Annotated in this window: 12 protein-coding genes and 2 pseudogenes; 6 read left to right on the forward strand and 8 right to left on the reverse strand. The window is 38.1% G+C overall.

Going from position 1 to position 22,580, the window contains the following annotated elements; translation table 11 throughout:
* The first annotated feature begins 74 nt into the window (after positions 1 to 74).
* Complete coding sequence (locus M0M83_RS10460) at positions 75 to 3,779, forward strand: C80 family cysteine peptidase (protein WP_248466544.1); 3,705 nt, start codon at positions 75 to 77, stop codon at positions 3,777 to 3,779.
* An 18-nt stretch (positions 3,780 to 3,797) separates the two neighbouring features.
* Here M0M83_RS10460 and M0M83_RS10465 read toward each other — a convergent pair whose 3' ends face one another.
* The gene (locus M0M83_RS10465) at positions 3,798 to 6,824 is read right to left on the reverse strand and encodes a Tn3 family transposase (RefSeq protein WP_042849110.1); all 3,027 of its coding nucleotides are present in this window, start codon (positions 6,822 to 6,824) and stop codon (positions 3,798 to 3,800) included.
* Between the two features lie 177 nt (positions 6,825 to 7,001).
* On the opposite strand from M0M83_RS10465, the gene M0M83_RS10470 reads away from it, so the two are divergent.
* Positions 7,002 to 7,631: a recombinase family protein gene (locus M0M83_RS10470; RefSeq protein WP_176489329.1), complete on the forward strand. Its 630-nt coding sequence runs from the start codon at positions 7,002 to 7,004 to the stop codon at positions 7,629 to 7,631.
* Between the two features lie 225 nt (positions 7,632 to 7,856).
* Here M0M83_RS10470 and M0M83_RS10475 read toward each other — a convergent pair whose 3' ends face one another.
* The 7 genes from M0M83_RS10475 to M0M83_RS10505 form a co-directional block, all read right to left on the reverse strand.
* On the reverse strand, positions 7,857 to 8,714 hold the full coding sequence (locus M0M83_RS10475; RefSeq protein WP_166268405.1) for a universal stress protein: 858 nt from the start codon (positions 8,712 to 8,714) through the stop codon (positions 7,857 to 7,859).
* A gap of 2 nt (positions 8,715 to 8,716) precedes the next feature.
* Positions 8,717 to 10,195: a SulP family inorganic anion transporter gene (locus tag M0M83_RS10480; protein WP_096865001.1), complete on the reverse strand. Its 1,479-nt coding sequence runs from the start codon at positions 10,193 to 10,195 to the stop codon at positions 8,717 to 8,719.
* A 296-nt stretch (positions 10,196 to 10,491) separates the two neighbouring features.
* The gene (gene arsC / locus M0M83_RS10485; RefSeq protein ID WP_166268401.1) at positions 10,492 to 10,917 is read right to left on the reverse strand and encodes a glutaredoxin-dependent arsenate reductase; all 426 of its coding nucleotides are present in this window, start codon (positions 10,915 to 10,917) and stop codon (positions 10,492 to 10,494) included.
* A 10-nt stretch (positions 10,918 to 10,927) separates the two neighbouring features.
* Entirely contained in the window at positions 10,928 to 12,217 is a 1,290-nt protein-coding gene (locus M0M83_RS10490; protein ID WP_223674023.1) for an arsenic transporter, read from the reverse strand.
* 55 nt (positions 12,218 to 12,272) lie between these two features.
* The gene (gene arsA, locus M0M83_RS10495) at positions 12,273 to 14,024 is read right to left on the reverse strand and encodes an arsenical pump-driving ATPase (RefSeq protein ID WP_096865003.1); all 1,752 of its coding nucleotides are present in this window, start codon (positions 14,022 to 14,024) and stop codon (positions 12,273 to 12,275) included.
* Positions 14,025 to 14,037: 13 nt separating this feature from the next.
* Positions 14,038 to 14,403, reverse strand: a complete 366-nt coding sequence (arsD, locus tag M0M83_RS10500) for an arsenite efflux transporter metallochaperone ArsD (protein WP_096865004.1) — start codon at positions 14,401 to 14,403, stop codon at positions 14,038 to 14,040.
* Between the two features lie 47 nt (positions 14,404 to 14,450).
* Complete coding sequence (locus M0M83_RS10505; RefSeq protein WP_042847035.1) at positions 14,451 to 14,786, reverse strand: metalloregulator ArsR/SmtB family transcription factor; 336 nt, start codon at positions 14,784 to 14,786, stop codon at positions 14,451 to 14,453.
* Between the two features lie 308 nt (positions 14,787 to 15,094).
* Here M0M83_RS10505 and M0M83_RS10510 point away from each other — a divergent pair, with 308 nt between their 5' ends.
* The 4 genes and pseudogenes from M0M83_RS10510 (at position 15,095) to M0M83_RS10520 (ending at position 22,510) form a co-directional block, all read left to right on the forward strand.
* On the forward strand, positions 15,095 to 18,745 hold the full coding sequence (locus tag M0M83_RS10510; protein WP_248466545.1) for a calcium-binding protein: 3,651 nt from the start codon (positions 15,095 to 15,097) through the stop codon (positions 18,743 to 18,745).
* Between the two features lie 195 nt (positions 18,746 to 18,940).
* Positions 18,941 to 19,706 (forward strand): annotated as a pseudogene (locus M0M83_RS21800) (4Fe-4S binding protein); the annotation flags it as partial.
* Positions 19,707 to 19,708: 2 nt separating this feature from the next.
* Positions 19,709 to 21,376, forward strand: a pseudogene (locus M0M83_RS10515) (DUF4132 domain-containing protein); the annotation flags it as partial.
* Positions 21,377 to 21,400: 24 nt separating this feature from the next.
* Positions 21,401 to 22,510, forward strand: coding sequence for an ATP-binding protein (locus tag M0M83_RS10520; protein WP_248466547.1), 1,110 nt, complete (start codon positions 21,401 to 21,403; stop codon positions 22,508 to 22,510).
* Positions 22,511 to 22,580: the final 70 nt, after the last annotated feature.

Here is a 22,580-nt window from a genome sequence, read left to right on the forward strand (position 1 = left end):
TTTTATATTTTATTGATACAGCAATCTTGTTAATTTGATGATGGATTTTAATTTAACATGGAAAGGAAAATTAGATGATAAATATAAATAATCAAAAAACGAATGATAACGTAATTGATAAAGATGAAGATTTAATGTTTTTGATGGAACACTTAGATGAAAACCCCTTAGTGGGGGAACAATCCTCTGAGCTTAAAAATATATCCAATTGGTTTAACCCTATAGATGAATACACAAGACTTAAAACTTCCAAGTATTTAATGAGTAAGCCAATAAATGACTCTATATATGATTATCACGTTTTAATCCAAATAGGCGGTGACGATACAACAGCTAAATCAACGGGGCGGTTATTAGCAAAATTCCCTGATAACTCACTTGTCATACAGTTTGATGTTGCAAACGAACAGTGGAAGATACTACATGGTGATTTAAAAACCAAAGTTAATGGGAAAATACGTTGGGCGGTTATTGGTCATGGACAGTACAAAGGGCGCAACCAACAAAGTTACTTTGAAGGGTACCAAGCAAATCAACTTATTGCAGGGCTGAAGTACCTTAAAAATCATGTATTAAAAGCATACCCACCAAATAAGATTGTCTTAGCTGGCTGCCAATTAGGCCGCGGGGGCGTAAATGAAAATTTTGTCTTCAGAGCAAGTGTCGAGTTAGCTAAACAGGGAATATACCTTCCTGTGGTGGGGTATAATCGGCTTATCGGTGTCACGAGTGACAGTAAAAAAATAACGTGGCCATATGATCTCGCAGGGGAAAAACAATCGACTAAAAATTGGCGGTTAGAAGTTAATATTAACCAAACTGACCAACAAGCCTATATTAATGGTAAGCATGCTAGTTTATATTTTATCGATGAATTAAGACGTGATGAGCTAGACGTATGGCAGTTAATAAAAGATGACCACTCTACTTCAATGGATATTTTTAGGGAACCCAATAATGAGTATAAAATCGACATTGATTTGATTAAGAAAGTGGCTTTTAATCATGATGCATACGCTATTTTTAAAAATAAATTAAACATGAAGAGCATTCTATTTAATAGTGATTTTAGACGTGAGTTACTTCATGAATATGAGAGTGTTGGAATATTAGAATCACCATTGTGGTTAATGATTAATAAAAACAATGTGTATATTAACTCGCAGAAAAATAAAGATAATATCAAAATTATTATTCGCACAGGAAGGGGCGTTGTAGGGAAAAAATATGCGGAAGATCTCCTGAATAGCTCCCCTAATAGCACACTGTTGCTTCAATTAAACCCGAATACAATGGAGTTTTTCTTAGAACATGGGGACATAGAGCGGTTACTCAAAGTACCCAAACAACAGTGGATATTAATAGATAATCTTCATCCTGAACCTGGTTATATACAAAACTATGCTAACTCGCTACATGAATTAAAGTTAAGATATGATTTTAAAATCCCAGAAAGTATTTCACTGTATTTAACCGATACAAAATCATTATTAACTAAAGATGAGAAGGTGAGTTTTTTTGATGAGTTAACAAGTAAGCTAAAAATAAATGGAGTATATACAAAATTTTTTTTGGAGAGTAATTTTGAAATAAGGCATAGAATAAGGGCGTTACTTGAGGATATTAGCATAGGTAATTTATTAATAGAAAATATTGACATAAATGAAAATTCTTGTTTAAAAGGTTTTTTTACATTACAAGATGGAAGTATTGATAAAGATAAATTAAAAGTTGCAGTATATGATCCCATTATCAGTAAAAAAATTAATAAAATATGTGAGGCTGAGAATGAAAGTGATTTTGCTCAGATGTGGGATTCAATTTTTTCTGACGATAACTCCACGAGGGTTAAGCAGCAGGCTATTGAAGTAAAAGAAATTTTGGAATTTTTAAGTCATCAGCCTGAAAAAATACACTACCTAAGTAAGCCGTCTATAAGCCGTTTGTCTGAGTTATTCCCGAGCGGGCAAGGTTTTAATCATTCAGATGTTTTAAAATTGGTCCAAGATCCAATAAAGTTAAGGGAATATAACCAATATATTGATGATTTTTTAACTATCTATATAGATATTGAAATATCATTTGCAGATAAAAAATCATTAAGTGAAGAGTTTAAATTGATATTTGATTTAAACGAAAAAATAAAATCTAATCATGCAGCACTTTCTCAGTTATCATATAAAGACGGGCTTGATATTACACTCAACAAATTACCCGTTGAAATAAGTTCCTTTGAAGGGCTCTACTTTTTACATCTTTTTCAGCACAGTAATTTAACTGATGAACAACGTTTGCAACTTAAGGACAAGCTGGGGGTCTTAAAAAAGCTAACACGAAAAAATGGATTGGGTAATATTACAAGCAAAGAGCAGGAAGCACTCAATCGGTTTGATGAAATATATCAATGTAATTCTGATTTATTAGGCACCATTTCTAGTGAAATAAGCGAACAATCTCACATAGTATTATTTGAGAATATGGAGAATAACCAAATCATCACGTTTCAAAGTGATGAAGAGATATATACAATCACAAGCTACTCGCGCAATGATAAGTATATTTTGACCTTATCCGATTCGATAGGGATCGAGCTGATTATTAGTCATTCAGAATTTAACCAAGCAAAACAACAGTTATTTAATGTTTTTAATGAATATATTAACCAAGAAATAATCAAAGATGATGGTACTGTATCAACAAGAGGAAATATTGCAGGATTTAAGCATGGAGTAGGTGAAGCCCTGTTTGGTGAAGTGAAATCTATAAATACAAAGAGTGAAGCATATCAAAGTATGCAGAAAAACATGATGAGTGAACTGGATACCGTTTTCAGGGGATCTGCAATATCAGTGACTGATGGCCCTGAAGTTATTTTTGGCGAACAGGTCACATCACTGAAAACACTTAGAGATATCGGGGCTACGATAGATAACGAACCATTAGATTTTAAACATACTCAACTCCCTAATTGGGGGGATAATGTTAAATTTAATCCTGACAAATTAGTATTTCAGTTAACCTTTTTAACTGGGAATGAAAAGGATATTAATTTAATTAAAATGCTCAATAAGATCTTACAAGGGGATAAAATAGCAAGACGAATTGGTGCTAATTCAATGATCCAGCCAAGAGCGATACTACAAGAACAACTCCAGATTATTCAAAAATTACAATTTGGTCATCAGGATGGAGTAGAGAAAGTCGTGGAAGATTTACGGCGTGTCGGTGTTAAATTACCCGTCTATGCCAGAATGGCTAATTATTTCGGGCAAGGAATTGGTTCTACAGGAATATTTTTGACGGTCAATTCGGTTTATCAGTTGATAGATGAATTAGATAATCCTAATTTATCGGAGAAAGAGAGACGAGAAATACAGAAAAATCTTGATCTGGCCTGTGCAAATGCATTTTTTAATTATGGAGATATGGTTTTACAGCCTATTTTACTCAAGCTTGCTTATAAACAAGCTGGGTCATTTAATGTATCATCAAAAATTACAGCTCGTATTACAATCATATTTAATTTAATTGGAATGGGGTTAGATGTATATCAAGCGTGTGAAGCATTTGAACAGCTAGATAAAGTTACAAATGATAAAGATCGGCAAGATTTAATGGTGAATGGTTCCTTGTCAATTGCCAATATTGTTGTGGGTGGAGTAACCATGGTTGGCATAATCATTGGCTCATCCGCAATCCGGGGTTGTGTGCCCATTTCATCGAAAAGTCCAAAGTTTGCTTGTAGCCCTTTGATATCAAGGACTACAGCCGATATATAGTTTAATAATATTAATAGACTATGCCGCTAAGCTTAACGACTCTTCTGAAATAAGAGGATCTAAATTCTCCAGTAATCTTTCCAGTACAATATTATCTTTTTTAAGGCCAAAGGTGTAATTACCGGCCAGCTGTATATGCTGCCATGCGACAGGTGATAACTCAGCTATCATATTCACCGCTTCTTGATTATTTTCACGCGCAAATTTTTCAATCAAACTGGATAATAATGCAGAATTATAATAAATAATGCAGTTAGCAATGATACGAGCACAATCATTCCATTGTTCTATCTGGTAATCATCGCCACCTCTGAATTGATTACCATTAATTGACGCAATTGCACGCCGTAATTGATGGTAAGCCTCACCCCGATTAAGTGCTTGTTGGACAAACTGCCTGAGCATTTTGTCATCAACATAATCGAGAACGTATAAACACTTAATTATTCGGTCATATTCACGAAGAGCCGCTAAGGTGCGATTGTTTTTCTTACTGTTAGAAAGCTTAGTAATCACCGTGCTTTGTGTCGTCGTTTTACGGCTTAATGAACAAATTATCCATTGAATATTTTCCCACTCTTCTTGAATGAGTGATAAGTTGAGCGATTTTTTAAGTTTCAGGGAAAGGATTTCATCATACTCGATCTCAAACAATTCATTAAAAACGTGTTTAAATTTTGCATATCGCGGGGCAAACTGATACCCAAAGAGATCAAGGATAGCAAAGTTTACATTGTTAACGCCATGCGTGTCTGTTGCTAATGTTTTGGGCTGAATATGGCTGGTATTATTATAGAGTAAATCGAATGCGTGGTGAGCCTCATATTCATTGGCTGAAATCACTTTCGTATTTATTGGTACATGATTTGAAACTAATGTGAGTGCTGATACGCCTTTCCCTTTTCGGAAATATTTAGCAGAAAAACGGGCTTTAAATGTATTGATTCGGCAACCATGTTTTTGGCCATCAATACTACCAAATGGGGCACTTTCGTTAATCGTATAATATTTGAAAATGGGGAGTTTTGCTAAAGCATCAGCTATCATATCATTAGCTTCACTCGTTGTTTCAGGCCTAATATAACCATCATTGACGGCTCTAAGCACACCGATGGCTCTATCTGATATTGATGACATATGATGAACACCATAGTTTGAGCCATTTCCAAATATGCAAGCGAGTAAATCGCCCTCTTTGGCCTTAGTGTTTTTCTTTTTTGATGCGATATTTTTAAATGCATCTAAGTAACCCGTTTTTTGATGAACATAGTCCATAATTTCAATGATCCCCATATGTTGGAGCTGGTTATATATGGGATTATCAATGTCATCTTTCCAGCGTTTATTCGCCAGTTTCCATGTTAACTGATTTGAACGCGGTTGAAGTGTCACGAAATCATTGGCTCCATCATGGATATTGCGACCAATTCGCTCCATTTGGTCTCTCAGTTTTTGCGTTAATTCCGAAAGCGTTTGTTGTATCGGTGTATTGAGCCGAGTTAATCCTGTTTTTTGAATGATGACATGGCTTTTTTTCCACTCGGTGGCTGAAATCAGATCATCGTCTAAACGCTTGTTGCTGGCGCTTTCATTGATGTAAATATTGTTACTCTCAATCATCCGAGCCACTTTTTGGTATAAATAGTATTCAAATCGTTGAGTATTAACCTGTTCATCTATCAGGATAAAAGGTTTATCGTTTTTTAACAGTAACCGCTGATCGACGGTAGAAATGTGCTTATCTTTTTGAAGTTCTGATTTTGCTGTTAATAATTGGGAAGATAGTAGTTGTAATCCTGGTTCGCACTCGATATCAATCGCGAGAAAGAGTGACCTCATTGTATTCGCAATTTTTCTGTATTGTGTATCAATGTATAGCCACTCATAATGGGTTTTATCAAAACTATTCTTATTAAGATGTTGACTTATTAACTGAATTTCATCTTTAGACATCATTGCAAATGCATTTTGGCGAATATCACCAAATTGCGTATTGTCACTGACGTTTTCATCAACAAAGAGGTGTAAAATATTACCCGCATGCATTAACTTTTCACGAATAATTTCCAGTTCTTCTGCAATGCGTAACTTAGCTAAAGCACTCGCAGCTTCCCTTTGCTTTCTCGTCACATATAAAAAAGCTGTTACCAATTTATCATTAGTTTCTTGGTAGCGAAAAAATAGATAACAAACCAGATATAACATGCCTTGCCATTCGGGAAATCGACGAATTTTATAAATCGATTGATGTTGAATAATCGATGCATAATAGCTTAAATTACCTAATGATAATCCCAATTCACCAACAAGACGTTTTACGTCGGGATAAACACTTTTTATGGCATTATGCGTTTCAATTTCACTTGCGAGCTCTGTCGGTGTAAAATCTTTAGCTGCGCCTTGTTGGCCAGATAGACTATTTAAAACCCCTTTTGTATGCAGTATCTTCTTTAATTTTTTATGTATTATTGGTGGCACGCTATTTGAAAGGATCAACTCGGTACGATGCCTCTCATTAGCTAAAACCGTGGTGATCATATTTTGCAAAGTGGAATAACCCACTAATCCAATTCTGTTTTGACCTAAAAAAGCGAGGCATTCATCAAAAATATATTTGGGGTATGTACAGATTGTTGCGACATCACCCAAACGCTCTATCAAGGCTTGTTTATCTTGTCTTAATAACCGCGAAAAACCCAGTATTTCATGCATTTTAGCGATCAATGTTGCTCGAGTACTTTTAGCAATAAAGGGGTATTTCGGCTTTCTATTTGGAAAATGTGTCGCATAAATATAGTCGACATCTTGTTTAACCTCTCGTAGTTTAAATTGAGCGACAACAGGCTTCGCGCGAAAATAACCAATCAGAAGAATTAAATATATTTTCGTTTCAATTTTTCCCATTTTAGTGAGGATTTTTTTTATACTCGGATCTAATGAAAAATATTCTTCACGCTCAATTTGATTAAATATTGGACGAGAATAGAGCTCATGAATCTCCTGTTCTGTCAAAATTTGAATACGGCCTGATTTAATCTCTTTCATTGTGGTTATGTTCTATCCTCTAAAAATAAACAACATCATATAATGGACGCGCGCGTAATCGATATAAAAGTGCAATTTAAGTCTACCTTAACTTCCACTAAGCAAACTCTAGTGTAGTAAGTATGAAAAATGAATGTATAATGCACTGATATAACAACACCAATGTATAATGCACCGATGAATACAAATACACGAATTTATGGGTATCTTCGCGCATCAACGCATGAACAGGATGCGTCGAGAGCAAAAAATGAACTGTTGAAATTTGCTGAAGGAATGGGGTTGCAAATAGCCTGCTGGTTTGAAGAGAATGAGTCAGGTGCTCAGCTTCACCGACCCGAACTCTTTCGCTTACTTAATGTGGCCATGTCAGGCGATATTATTTTAGTTGAACAGGTGGATAGAATTAGCCGCTTGAATACGGATGACTGGGAAAAATTAAAATATCTCATTGGGCACAAAGGGTTAAAGGTTGTTTCGTTAGATCTCCCAACCAGTTACCAATTTATGAATCGCACCGATGAATTTACGGAACGAATGCTTGCAGCCCTTAACAGTATGATGTTAGACATGCTGGCAGCGGTTGCGAGAAAGGATTACGAAGATAGACGTCGTCGTCAAGCCCAAGGAGTGCAAAAAGCCAAACAAGAAGGCAAGTATAAAGGTCGCCCTATCAACAAAATATTACATCAAAAAATTGAAGGTCTGCTGATGGAGGGGAAAAGTTATAGCCAGATAGAAAACCTAATAGGTTGCTCAAGACACACAATTTCGAAAGTATCAAAAGCGATGAAAATAAAGAAATAAATATTTCATTATTTGCTTATCAGGGGTTAAGCACCTTCCAATTTTACCAAATTTTGACATACAAAACGGAATGAAATGAGAAATATTCAAGTATAAACACTTGCTAAATAACATCAAAATTCAATTAATTATATTTATAAAGACAAACCCCGCTCGATATTATGAGATGGAGAGCTGACGAAAGTGAGTCACCTCTCCTTGCAATGATAAAAGTAAACGAAAAGACTAACGGATGATGAGTAATGATACCGGAGTTTTCGCTATCATTTCTGTCGTATGACTCCCTGCAAAAAATTGCCTCAATCGCGAATGTCCAAAAGCCCCCATAATGATTAAGTCAATGTGGTTTTGTACTGCAAAACCACATAACTCATCAACAGTGCTGTCACCACCCTGAAGTAAATTAGCTTTCACCTCAATGCCTGCTTGATGAAGCATATCTTGTGCTTTTTTGAGTTGACTGTCTTGACTACCGTGCATCGCCAGATGGCAATCACGACCCGCTAATAATTTCACTTGTATTAATCGATGGATGACTCGTTCACCTTCCTCACTGCCATCAAACGCAATCATAATCTTTTTCGGCGGGGCAAAATTTCGCTTACAGATAAGTACTGAATTTTTTTGAAGACGGATGATCCCCTCTAGCTGACTGCCGATATGACCCGTTAATTCAGATTGCTCGCCTCGACGACCGAGTACAACAATATGCGCATCTTCCTGATTAAGCATTTCGGCTAAAGACCCTTGCCGCTGAAGTGTATTAACATCATGAAGACCTAAATCTTGAGTGATTTTTTTTGCACTCATTAATAATTGTCGACCTTCCTCACGGGTTAAACGCGCTCGCTTTTCTTCAATATCCACAAGTTCATTCAATAAGGTTTCTCGGGTGTCAAATCCGATGATCCCGCTTAAGTCATGGTGTGCCGATGTTGGGATTTTTTCATTCATGTGTAACAGTGTCAGTGGAAGATTAAGTGTTTGGGCTATCCAAGCACTGGCGTGACAAACGGCAATCGCCGAGGACGAACGGTCTATACACCCAATTACGCAAGTTTTTTGAATGATATCTGCTGCCATAATTAATGACCTCCCATGAATTTTTCAATTTTTTTCGGGTCGTCATGAATACCAAACTTATCAACCAACGTTGCAGTGGCTTCATTCATCCCCTTAATTTCAATATCAATGCCTTCACGTCGAAACTTAATCACCACTTTATCTAACGCGCTGACGGAAGTGATATCCCAAAAATGAGCATGATTCACATCGATAATCGCTTTATCAATGTCTTCTTTAAAATCAAAGGCATTAACAAAGCGTTCCGATGTGGCAAAGAAAATTTGTCCCCGAACTTCATAATGACGTACCTTTCTGTCTAGTCTTGATGTAACTGTCATGTATCTCGCGACTTTATTGGCAAAATTAAGCGCTGCGATGAGCACCCCGACAAGTACCCCGTAAGCCAGATTATGGGTCCAAACGACAACAATGACGGTGGCTATCATAACGATGCTGGTTGATAGCGGATGGACTCGTATATCGGCAAGGGATTGCCAAGAAAAGGTTCCAATTGACACCATAATCATCACAGCAACTAACGCCGCCATAGGGATTTTTGATACCCAATCATTAAGAAAAACCACCATTAGCAATAAAACAACACCCGCAACCAGTGTCGATAATCGACCTCGGCCACCCGATTTTATATTGATAATGGATTGACCGATCATCGCACATCCCGCCATCCCACCAATAAATGCAGTGGCTATATTGGCAATGCCTTGTCCTTTACATTCTCGATTTTTATCACTGGTTGTATCCGTCAAATCATCCACAATCGTTGCGGTCATCATTGATTCCAATAAGCCAACAACAGCTAGAGCTAATGAGTAGGGCAATATGATAAGTAGCGTTTCAATGTTCAAGGGAATATCGGGCAAAAGAAAAATAGGCAAACTGTCAGGCAAAACGCCCATATCACCAACCGTTCGGATATCAAGACCAAGCCATATTGAAATTATCGTTAATACAACAATACACACTAATGGCGAAGGAATGGTTTTATTGACTAATGGAAACAAATAGATAATCCCTAAGCCTGCCGCGGTCATGGCATAAACATGCCAACTCACATTGGTTAACTCAGGAAGTTGGGCTAAAAAAATCAAGATAGCCAGCGCATTAACAAATCCCGTTACGACAGAGCGTGAAACAAATCGCATTAGACTACCCAATTTTGAATATCCTGCGATCACTTGAAATATCCCAGTTAAAACCGTCGCGGCTAATAAGTATTGAAGACCATGTTCTTTCACCAGAACAACCATTAAGAGCGCCATGGCACCTGTTGCTGATGAAATCATGCCGGGGCGTCCCCCGATGAAAGCAATAATCACTGAAATAGAAAAAGCAGCGTATAACCCGACTTTGGGGTCGACGCCTGCAATAATTGAAAATGCGATGGCTTCAGGAATTAACGCTAAAGCAACAACAATACCGGCTAGGACATCCCCACGGATGTTACCCAGCCAGTCCTGACGAGATGAGGACAAAAGCATATTAGACTACCTTGTAATCTATCAATCCCAAGATGGGAGAGCATATTTTAAATAAACGAAATTATCCCAAAGAAGGGATGTGGAAATTAGCTGATTTAGTATCAACCTAAAAGGAAGGAGGTATCTCAGGGTGGCGTAAGGCGCATAATATGATTAGCTGTTCCTATGTAGCTGTTCCTATGAATAGTATGTTTTTTAAAATACCAATATCAACGACCTTAAGCAAGTACCGGATTAACATGAGCGTACTGATGCCCTGCATCGGTACACTCATCATGATAAATATCGTCAGTGATTTACTTTACTCTGATGCCTTGTTTATCAACAATAACCTCGCCATCTTCTTTGATAAATTCACGTTGTTGCGGATGAGGTAATATATCCAAAACGACTTCTGAAGGTCGGCAAAGCTTAGTTCCTACTGGTGTAACAACAATCGGTCTATTAATCAGTATTGGATACTGCAACATAAAATCAATGAGTTGCTCATCGGTATAAATATCATTTTCTAAAGCTAATTGTTCATACGGTTCAACATTTTTTCGTAGTAACGCTCTTACCGTGATTTTCATATCGGCAATAAGTTGCACTAACACATCTTTAGTTGGAGGCGTTTCTAAATAATAAATGATCGTCGGCTCAACGCCACTATTGCGGATCATGGCAAGGGTATTACGTGATGTACCGCAATTCGGGTTGTGATAAATTGTAATTTCATTCATGGGATCACCCTTAATTTAACAGTGAGAGTCGAAGTACTAAAGCGATAAGTGTGACGGTGAGTACAGGGATCGTCATGATAATTCCCGTTTTAAAATAATATCCCCACGTAATCGTCATGTTCTTTTGTGATAAAACATGTAACCACAACAATGTCGCCAAACTCCCTATCGGTGTGATTTTAGGCCCCAAATCGGCACCAATCACATTGGCATAAACCATTGCTTGTTGAATTAGCCCTGACGCTTCACTCCCTTCAATGGATAAAGCACCAATTAATACCGTTGGCATATTATTCATTATTGAGGATAAAAATGCAGTTATAAATCCCGTACCAATTGTTGCTACCCATAACCCTTTGTCTGCAAGATAATTGAGCGTTTCAGAAAGATAATCGGTTAACCCTGCATTTCTTAAACCATAAACAACCAAGTACATACCTAAAGAGAAAATGACGATTTGCCACGGTGCGCCACGTAATACTTTTTTGGTGTTAATCGTATGGCCTCTGGTTGCAATCCCCCAAAGAATTAAGGCGCCAATAGCCGCAATTGCACTCACTGGAAGACCTAATGGTTCTAAGAAAAAGAAACCAATAAGTAGCAGTACCAATACCAGCCAACCTGCTTTAAACGTTGTCATGTCCTTAATGGCTAAAGTCGGTTCACTCAGTTTGGTAACATCATATTGTTTAGGGATATCTTTGCGGAAAAACCAATGCAGCATCGCTAATGTTGCAATAATTGCTGCAATATCCACTGGCACCATAATCAATGCATATTCAGTAAATCCAATATTAAAGAAGTCCGCAGAAACGATATTCACGAGGTTCGAAACAATCAGCGGCAAGCTCGCCGTATCTGCAATAAACCCGGCAGCCATGACAAATGCTAATGTCGTACCTTTGTTAAAACCAAGTGCCAATAACATCGCAATCACAATGGGCGTTAATATCAATGCTGCGCCATCATTGGCAAATAAGGCCGCAACCGTTGCACCCAGTAGCACGATATAACTGAATAGTAATCTTCCTTTACCCCCACCCCACTTGGCAACATGTAATGCAGCCCATTCAAAGAAGCCACTTTCATCTAAAAGTAGGCTAATAATAATCACGGCAACAAATGTCGCCGTGGCATTCCAAACAATGTTCCAAACTATCGGAATGTCTTGAAAACTGATCACACCAAAGATCAGTGCTAATACCGCTCCTGCCGATGCACTCCAACCAATCCCCAATCCTTTGGGTTGCCATATAACAAACGTAATTGTTAGAACAAAAATTAATGCGGCAATAAACATAACAACCTCGTTTAAAAGGTGCTTTTGTGCACCTTTTATTTTTAGAAAATGAAACTTATTCTGCGATCTGACTTAATGCTGATATCCCCACAGGCTCTGTTTCAAGCAAAGGAACAAGTGCAACACGTTTTGCCAATGTTGATGTCACCTTTTCAATTTGAGCGACTTCCTGTTCTGCTCTTGAAAGTAACAATGGTGAGGTTGTTTCCGTAATAGATAGGCTATTATTAATTACCCACGCCCACGGATGTATATCTGCCCGTATTAAATCATTTTGTAAGTTCTCCGCCTCAAGCACAGGCGTAGTTTCAGCGAGTGTCGTAATAATAACTTTGGTGCGTTCAGGATCTTGTAATTGCATCATCGGCGTTAAATAGTGGCCTTTTTCGCCCATTTTTTTAGCAATTTCTTTATGGTATGCCCCTGTTGCATCCAGAAGTAATAATGTATGCCCAGTCGGTGCAGTATCCATGACGACAAAACGTTTACCCGCGTCTCTAATGATGCGAGAAAAGGCTTGAAACACCGCAATTTCTTCTGTGCATGGAGAGCGTAAATCTTCTTCAAGTAATGCTCGGCCTTGTGTATCTAAATCTTTCCCTTTGGTTTCTAATACATAATGACGATAACGTTCAGTTTCAGCGATAGGGTCAATTCGGCTAAATTGAAGATTGGGTAAAACACCATCGAGGGTTGATTCAATATGCGCGGCTGGATCAGATGTCGTCAGATGTACATCAAGCCCTTTTTCTGCCAATTTAACCGCGATTGATGCCGCAATCGTTGTTTTCCCTACACCACCTTTGCCCATTAACATAATCAGCCCGTGCTGTTGCTGAGATATTTCGCCAACCAGTTCTGACAAGGTAGGTAAAGAAATAGGTTGTTTTGTCGGGGTAATAGTTGGAACTTGTAGCATATCATTAGATAACAACTGTTTCAGTGCATCAACTCCAACCATATTGATATTTTGTAAATAAAGAATATCGATAGGTAACGAACGTAATGCTTCAGGCATAGACGCTAATGCCGCTTGTTCACGAGAGTAGAGCGCATGGGATAACTTATCATTTTCAGTCATCGCCGTTTCAGGGAAAACACCATTGACAATCAATTGCTGATTTTTGATACCCAGAGATGACAACTCGCTATAGGTTCTCGCGACTTCCCTCAATGCAGCAGACTGAGCTCGTGCAACCAAGACTAGCCTTGTTAGTGATTTATCACTCAACGCTTCCACCGCCATGCTGTACTGCTCACGTTGTTTATCAAGACCAGACATTGGCCCTAAACATGACGCGCCATCAGGATTGTCACTAATAAAATCACTCCATGCACTCGGGAGTTGTAATAAACGGATGGTATGCCCCGTTGGTGCGGTATCAAAAATGATATGGTCAAATTGCTCTGTAATTTCGGTATTGGTTAACAACCCGGTAAATTCATCGAAAGCGGCAATCTCTGTGGTACAGGCACCTGATAGCTGTTCCGTAATACTTTGAATTACCGCTTCAGGTAAACTTTCTTTGATTGGATTAATAATTTTGTTTCGATATTCTTCGGCTGCGGCTTGAGGATCTATTTCAATAGCAAATAGATTTGGAACCAATGTTATTGGCTTAATATTGTTGCCTATCGATTGAGAGAATACTTGCCCAACGTTAGAAGCTGGATCAGTGCTCACCAGTAAAACTTTTTTCCCTTTTTCAGCCAACTTAATTGCGGTCGCACAGGAAATAGAGGTTTTACCCACACCACCTTTTCCAGTAAAAAATAAATAATTAGGTGTGTTATTTAAAAATTTCATTTTATTGCTCCTGTTAACAACACGTTTTACCATTACCACAACACGATTTAACAATTTCAGCTTTTTCAATATTCGGTCGAATACCAAACCATCTGGCTATCTCATGTCGTTTTGGGTATCGACCGGTCAGCACAATCTCACCGTCAAGAATCAATAGTGGAAGTGACTCGGCACCTGCGGTTTCCAAAAATGTTTTTGCTTTTGTGTTGTTAACAAACGCCATAGGCTCTTGCGCTAAATTAAAACGCCTTATACTTGCCCCTTGTTTTTTTAACCAATCCACATCTGTTGCGAAGTCTACCAATGCTTGATCGACTTCGGTTCCGCAAACACCAGTGCTACAGCATAATGCGGGATCAAATACTTCTAATTTTTTCATATCTCAACCTTATATATGTTTTTTCGAATATGTTAACTTAAAAATTTTTATATAGAACAGCTACTCGCAGGTTCTTTTGTCTCTAAGCTTTTGAGTAAATCTGCAACTCTATTTTTCTCTGTGGCATAGGTGACATCAATGATACTTTTCACCCACGGTAGTAATGCTGGAGATAATCGATAATGAACCCATTTACCATGTTTTGAATCGAGCAAAAGACCCGACTCTCTAAGCATTGCTAGATGTCGAGAAGTCTTTGGTTGCGATAAATTCAAGGCCGTATAGATGTCGCAAACACACAGTTCACCAGATGCTTTTAGCAGTAGCACGATATCCAGTCTGGTTTGGTCGGCTAAAATTTTAAACAGCAGTAGTGGTTCCATACTTTCTCCTATATTTAATGTGTGTAAGATATACCAAGGAAATACATTCGTCAAAACATATATATTGGCCTATGAATTATCTAAACGAACGCTATCTTTATTTATTGATAATTCCTTACTGAGGAAATTAGAACCTTTAATTTTTCAATGTAATAGTATCAAGTGTTAATACTGTCGTATAACACACTATCTGTAGCCCTTGATATTACAGGGCTAGGAGCAAACTTTGGACTTTTCGATGAAATGGGCACACAACCCCAATCCCCGTTGTTGGCTTAATTGTTGCGGGGTCCTTATTAATTGGAGGGATGGTATATACAGGTATTCGTGCAGTAGAAAAAATTGAAGAGGAACTCGGTGAGTCTCTAGACTGGGATGAAAAAGCCAGAGAAGGTATTCGTGCCGCACTGGGTTTTTCCCCTTCAGACAACATATTAAATCGGTTTAGTTATAAACAGCATTTAACTTACTTTCAAAATATAAATTGGCAACAAGATTTAGATACTTTCAAGTCATCATTTTTATATCAGGGGTTTGATGAACACTTACAATTAGTTGGAAAACCGATCCTTGTGGAACACGCAAAATATTATATTTATTATAGGGATAATTCAAAAGTAATTAATAGCACAGCATTTTCTGATTCGGATAACAGTGTATTCCTTCATCATATTGATAGTGATGAAATCGGGCCTTACTATACTATCGAGCAAATCAATTTTATTCGAGAAAATTATCATTTTGACTCTCAATATAATCTCTGGGTAAAAAACACACAACCTCAAAGCATTAATGAACTGAATTTTAATTATCGTTTTAGACTTGTGAATAAAACGGCACCTATCGCTTATAAAGACATTGGTGAGGAGGTTGCCAATGATATTATTGTCCTTAATCCTGAATATGATAGTTCATTATTAAAAGACTTTTTACATGAAAATAACTTGGATACGTCTTATCGCCTAAAAAAAAGGCAGTCAGTTGCGACACAATTAAGCTCTTTATCAGCATCAGAGTTACGGTTATTCCAAGCCAGGAACAATTACACCAATATTACTCACCCAGATATTAATAGCAATATCGCAGTTAATAGATTAGGTAATGAGTTTTTAAACCAGCCTATTGATATCGCTAGGGAATTATTAAGTAAGAACCCTAGGGTTATTTATGAAGGCATGCAAAATATTGGTTTTCGATATGAAAAAGAATCAAAGCAAAAAAACATCAGTTTTAACCCGGGAAATGGGACAGATATTATCGTTGGTAAAAAAGATTCACGGAATTTGTTTAATATCAATACAGGGTGTAAATTTTTAGTCGGAGGAGAAAAGGATGACATTACAAACTTATCCTTATTATTTAAATATGATGTTCAAGAAGATAACGACGTTTATTTTGATGGTAACGGCGGCAGTAATGGCATAATCATTAAAGATATTCCATCTAAATCTAAAGTTGAGATCAATTTGAACAATAAGGTATCAGAGGTTGCGTTAATAAATCAGAGTGTTAGGCGAGTCCATCTACGTAATGTACATGATGTGATGCTAATTGGAGATAGAACGACAAAAGCGGAACTATTAGGGAATAAAGGTTCTAATACATTGGATGCTGGAGCAGCGGTTGCCTTTATTCAAGGTATGGAGGGAGATGACCAGCTAATATTTGAATCTGGCATAGTTAATGGTGGTGAAGGGGATGATAGTTATTTTCTACGTCGTGTTGATTGGTACAATGAGCAAGAACAATTAAATAATAACCTATTAGAGTTATCTGCTGTCATTATTGAAAACACCCAAAGTCAAAGCCGAGTAAATTTAGGGTATACATTGAATGAAATCAAAGGGGCGAATATTTCTGGTAATGATCTCATCTTAACGGTTGAAATGAACTTAGCAGAGTCAGAAACTAAAAAATTAATATTGAATGTTACTTTAAAAAATATGTATAGACGCCATCGTCATGGTAGGGAAATTGTTCATCGATATCAATTGCATACACGGGATGGGTTTGTATTAAATACCAAATTAAATGACTTAGATTCAAGCGCTTTACACATTATCAGTGAAAATATTTTCAATATTACTTATCAAAAGGGCGTTGGTTCTACAATGAGCATTGATGAGAATGAAAAAACAATTACAGTTGATAATAGAATATACCATCAACCACGATGGGGGGATTTCAAATTTCATGGGCTAGCAAGCCATCTAGAATATAAGGGTAGCAGTAGTGATGACCACCTTTTAATGGTAAGTAGAAATAGTCACATTATGGTTACTAAAGGGAGAGATATTTATCAGGTTAGCCCAGAACAGATTTTTCAAGGTAAAATAACGTTTGATTTTATAAATATGAAATCCGAAATGAAAGATAATTTTGATATGCTAATTCTGTTACCTTTTGAGAACGGTTTTAATATTAAAACGTTGGGAACATCAATATTTTTGTGTGATAAGTTTAGTAATGAAAAACTTGAAATTAACCTTATTAATTTATCATTTCCAATGAGTGAAAAAATTTACATTAAAGATGGTCATGGAAATCTATTTAAAATAATAGTGGGGCAAGAGTTTCATGATGTAGAGGTCGTTGAATGTTTGGAGTTACCCACGGAAAGGGATGATTATATAAAAATCCCTAAGGGATATAATTCCCGCTATCCTATTTTAGATACAAACAATGGTGATGACCTCATTGAAGATAATAGCATGACAGGAAATATCATCAATTCAGGAGAGGGTAATGATATTGTGATTGCCAATGGAGGGGCGAATGTTTTGTATGGGGGGAACGGTGATGATTATATTTACGGTGGTGAGAAGAGTGATTTAATTTTATCTGATTTAGGTAATGACAAACTTGATGGACAAGGTGGTGGAGATCATTATTTGATCGATGGAAGCAAAGGCGTCGGTAATACCGAGATAGTAGACCAAATTGGACTTAATCGTATTCATTTAGTTAACTTTAAAACCGAGTATCAGGTCATAGAACAACGAGAAGAGACTTACCATCTTTATACCTCGGAATCTAATTTGCGGACAGTCAAAGTAAAAATTCCTCCAAATAATAAAAACAACAATAATCACGTTTATCACCACGAACGATTACCTTCCCATATGCCAATCCATATTCATAATGATGGTATGGCACATTTAATTCGCTATCTTGCTGAACAACAGCAATATAAAAAAGAATTATCGCCTGAGCAGGTTTGGCACCCTATGGATGAGTTTAAACATTTTTCTAACGATTTAAGTTTTTCATCCATTATTGATACAGAGGCAGAAAATATACATATTAGTGAAAACATGCCATTTAGGCGCTTGTTTATTCGGACAAGTGGCGCCGAGCAAAAAATTTGGGATAGAAGTGGCGTTGGGCGGGTATTTAAAGGGCAAGCGGCCACAGGCGCTATTTCAATACCCGATGGTATCGAAGGGAATAATGTTCTTTATGCGTCAACAAGTGATACCAATTTATATGGTGGTGAAGGGAATGATGTCTTCATCTCCAATGGTTCAAATGGGTTGTTAACAGATGCCAGTGGGAAAAATAGCTTTATTATCAATGGTGAAATTTCCGGTTGGAATTCGCTGTACAGCCTTGGCGGTGAAAACACGATTTACCTCATTAATTTCAATGAGGACGTTACTCGAGAAGACCCAGATCACCGAAGTAATGCAACTCGATATATTTATACTTCAGAGCAGGGACGTAGCGTGAAAATATTTCAGTATCCGAACACGATAGCGCCTACGGTTGTTCATGTGCAGTCTTTAGAGGGGCAAAATACGCATTCCACTCAACAAAAATTGGACAATTTAGTCGAGTCCCTAGCTACGCTGCGTTTACAAGATGAAGAAAGCGGCATTGGTATGCAGGATATTGAACATTTACAGGTGGATTGGGCCCCTGTTAACCTTGTGGATAATTACATGAAAAAAGCTAGTTAGCGAGACGAGGAAAACCACAAAACGTAAAAATACAGGAAGTTTTGTGGTTTTTAAATCATTATTTAGCCCAAATCATCTTTATCTACAACGTGTTGTACTAAAATAGTTTTAAAATTAATGCTAGAATTTAACGATTAAATGTAGCAAGTTATTTAAAATATTTTATTTTTTGTTGTAACGGGAGGGGATATAGCAATGAGACGTTTTATTAGTTTAGAGTTGCCTCCTGAACCTATAATTAATGGCCAGTGCGTAAGAAAACGCCTGAAAAATAGTATTTGTGATAATTGTGCCACCAGCTGTCCCGTCGGTGCGGTATCGTTTAGCCATATGAATGCAGAAATTAATAATGAATTATGTTTTCAATGTGGTAATTGTTTGTTTGCGTGCCCTGTAGATGCTATTGAAAATATCAGCCCCCATGAACGTAGTTATCAAGGGGAGTATCTGATAGTAAACCATGATGAGCCTATTGCGAATGAGGATGAATTGATTGTTTGGCATCGGCAATATGGGATCCGTGGCATGCAAATTGCTGAACCCTGGGTTGATAAATGGTTGCCAGCGATTGCAGCATTAAATTTAAAGCTCAAAGCGTTACAAGAACCTATTTGGCAATTACGTATTGTTCAGCCGGAACAAGTCGATAGTGGTCGCCGTATGATGCTATTTCGTCAAAAATTGGATTCGAAACCTTTGGACAAAGGGCAGGTGAAAACTGGGCTAAATGCGAGAAAGCAATTTTATCCAGAAGATAGTTGGTTTAAAGTCGAGTTAGACACGGAAAAGTGCATTCTCTGTGGTGCTTGTGCAAAAATGTGTGATGAGCATGCGATAGAAATTGAAAATAACCAATTTTTGATAGATGAAAAACGTTGTACGGGTTGTATGAGCTGCCAAGTCGTTTGTTTTCCTAAATCTATTCATGTACAAACCTATACAGCTAAAAACAACGTGCCGAAAGCGCAAAAAGGGCTAAAAGCGAAAGCCCCTGCCAGTATGGCGTGGTTTAACTTAGATACGTTGCCCGCATTGACGTGGCAAAATAATAAACCCGTCGAAGCTGATATTATTCGCTGGTGGGTGATCTTGGCGGTTAAATTAAAAATGCCAGCAGGTAATGGGCTGCTACAACGTTATATTGGTTTGCTTACGGTGGAGAGCCAAAAGAAACTCGGCAGTTTTATTTTAAATAGTTTTATCGGTCAGGACATTGCTGGGCCATCATTAGAAGCGGCAATGGCGGAAGCCGAACGCGATGCGCCAGCACGCTTAGCGAATTATCAAGATTGGGTGAAACGTTGGCCTGAATATTATAGCCAATATGAAAACTATACATTAGAGCAGACGTTTAATGAGATAAAAAATGAAGTTCTGCGCCGTTATTTAGGTTCCGCTATTAGTGATAAAGGAATGTTAGCACTGATTTGTGGTATTGAAGGGCACCTTGCCGTGACTACACTGCGTAATTATATGCGTGATCACTACCAACGGCGTGCACAAATTGAAGCCATGATTGATGCGGTGGCGACAAGCAATGACCCGCTTATCATTCAATTATTATTGTCGCTTTCTCGCCGTTATCGTACCGCATCAGTTCAAGAAAAAGCGCGTAACCTGGTTGCTCAGATTGCCGAGCGTAATGGTTGGAGCGCCGATGAACTTGCGGATAGAACAATACCAACAGCGGGAATGGATGAAACCGGTATTTTGTCACTTGAATACGGTGACCGCACGTTCACGGCGAAACTGGATGCACAGCAAAAATTAGTTTTGTTTAATCCAGAAGGTAAAGAAATCAAAGCATTACCTGCTGCACGCAAAACAGACAATGAAGAGCTGGCTAAAGAATCTAAAAAGTTATTCACTGCGAGTAAAAAAGAGCTCAAACAAGTGATTGAACTACAAACCGCACGTTTGTATGAAGCGATGTGTGCAGAGCGCCTTTGGACAACCGCAGATTGGCAGGAATATATTCAAGCACACCCGGTGATGCGTGGTCTTATTGAAAAATTAGTCTGGATAGAAACCAAAGACAACAATACCCTGAATGTATTTCGTCCATCGGACGATGGCAGTTTATTAAATTTGGATGATGATGAAGTGACGTTATCCTCTGATTCTTATATCAAATTAGCCCATGCGGCATTGGTCAGTGAAGATGAACGTAAAGCGTGGATAGCACACTTTAAAGATTACAAAGTGAAATTTTTATTTTCACAAATGGAGCATAAAATCCCTGATTTAGATCTGAAATTAACCGAAATTGAAGACCGCAAAGGGTGGTTAACCGACACCTACACCTTGCGTGGCGTCTTGACGAAAATGGGTTACCAACGCGGGCAGGCGGAAGACGGTGGGAGTTTCACCCATTACGCAAAACATTTCACCAGCTTAGGGTTTTATGTCTATATCGAATTTAGTGGCAGTTATGTACCTGAAGAAAATATCCCAGCTGTCTTATATTCATTAAGCTTTGAAAAATCACAACAAAGCTCATGGAACCGCAGCTATATCGAGTTAAAAGATATCCCACCTATTTTGTTAGCTGAAAGCTATGCGGATTATTTAAAAGTTGCGGATGCGTGTGCAGGTTTTGATCCTGAGTGGGAAAAGAAAACACCTTGGTAAGCGGGATTAACGTAGGATTTTAGAATGACTGACAATAAAAAAACAGAAGGGAATGTTCTGCGTGAAAGCGCAGAAATTCGTTTTGCCGACGAATTGGCCCGTTTAACCGAAGCGGATAAACAGAACCCAAAACCGCAAGGGTGGTTGCGATCCCCTCGTGCGGTTAGGCAATTTATCTTAGGTGATGGAACACTCAATATTTCTGCGAAATTTTTCGGTGATGATGCTTTAGTTGACCGTGCAATTGTGACGTTATTAGGCAAACAAGGGTTAATGTTAGTGGGGGAACCCGGAACAGCAAAATCCATGTTATCGGAGTTATTAGCTGCTGCAATTAGTGGTGACTCAGGCCTAACCATCCAAGGAACAGCGGGTACAACTGAAGATCATATTAAATATTCATGGAACTATGCTTTGTTACTGGCAGAAGGCCCGACAGAAAAGGCACTGGTGAGTTCACCGTTATACCAAGGCATGCAAGAAGGTAAAATTGTTCGTTTTGAAGAGATAACCCGCTGCCCACCTGAAATTCAAGATGTGCTGGTCAGTTTAATGTCAGAAAAACAAATGATGATCCCGGAAATGAAAGACAATGCACGGATCAGCGCGAAGCAAGGTTTTAATTTGATTGGTACAGCAAACTTACGTGATCGTGGTGTTCATGAAATGTCATCAGCGTTAAAACGTCGCTTTAATTTTGAAACAGTACGGCCAATCCAAGATCCCGCCTTTGAAATTGAGCTGATTAATAAGCAATTAACCACAGAGTTAGCCGACCTCAACGGCCAAGTGACAATCCCTAACAACGTTATTGAACTGTTAGTGACCACCTTTCAAGAACTGCGTTCAGGAAGTACCAAAGATGGGGGCAATATTAAAACCCCAGATGCGGTGATGTCGACAGCTGAAGCCGTGAATATTGCTTACGCATGTGCGCTTGAAGCCCATTACTTAGGCGATGGCACTTTAAACGCAGGCGCAGTTGCACGCCAGCTTATTGGTGTGGTGTTAAAAGATAATGCAGATGATATCAAACGGATGCGCTATTACATTGATAATGTCGCGAGAGAAAGGGCAAAACACAGCCAAGAGTGGAAAGCCTTTTTTGATGCATCAAGGGCGTTTTGGCAATAAATTTTTTATTGCAATAGCAGAGCCGCGAAGGCTCTGCGAATTCATCTTGATGAAAATTAAATCAGCAAAG

This window comes from Providencia rettgeri (genome assembly GCF_023205015.1).
Lineage (GTDB): Bacteria > Pseudomonadota > Gammaproteobacteria > Enterobacterales > Enterobacteriaceae > Providencia > Providencia rettgeri_E.

Excerpts from the sequence above, each read along its gene's own strand:
- M0M83_RS10460 (WP_248466544.1), top strand. The coding sequence starts at position 75 with ATGATAAATATAAATAATCAAAAAACGAATGATAACGTAATTGATAAA.
- M0M83_RS10465 (WP_042849110.1), bottom strand. The coding sequence starts at position 6,824 with ATGAAAGAGATTAAATCAGGCCGTATTCAAATTTTGACAGAACAGGAG.
- M0M83_RS10470 (WP_176489329.1), top strand. The coding sequence starts at position 7,002 with ATGAATACAAATACACGAATTTATGGGTATCTTCGCGCATCAACGCAT.
- M0M83_RS10475 (WP_166268405.1), bottom strand. The coding sequence starts at position 8,714 with ATGGCAGCAGATATCATTCAAAAAACTTGCGTAATTGGGTGTATAGAC.
- M0M83_RS10480 (WP_096865001.1), bottom strand. The coding sequence starts at position 10,195 with ATGCTTTTGTCCTCATCTCGTCAGGACTGGCTGGGTAACATCCGTGGG.
- arsC (WP_166268401.1), bottom strand. The coding sequence starts at position 10,917 with ATGAATGAAATTACAATTTATCACAACCCGAATTGCGGTACATCACGT.
- M0M83_RS10490 (WP_223674023.1), bottom strand. The coding sequence starts at position 12,217 with ATGTTTATTGCCGCATTAATTTTTGTTCTAACAATTACGTTTGTTATA.
- arsA (WP_096865003.1), bottom strand. The coding sequence starts at position 14,024 with ATGAAATTTTTAAATAACACACCTAATTATTTATTTTTTACTGGAAAA.
- arsD (WP_096865004.1), bottom strand. The coding sequence starts at position 14,403 with ATGAAAAAATTAGAAGTATTTGATCCCGCATTATGCTGTAGCACTGGT.
- M0M83_RS10505 (WP_042847035.1), bottom strand. The coding sequence starts at position 14,786 with ATGGAACCACTACTGCTGTTTAAAATTTTAGCCGACCAAACCAGACTG.
- M0M83_RS10510 (WP_248466545.1), top strand. The coding sequence starts at position 15,095 with ATGGTATATACAGGTATTCGTGCAGTAGAAAAAATTGAAGAGGAACTC.
- M0M83_RS10520 (WP_248466547.1), top strand. The coding sequence starts at position 21,401 with ATGACTGACAATAAAAAAACAGAAGGGAATGTTCTGCGTGAAAGCGCA.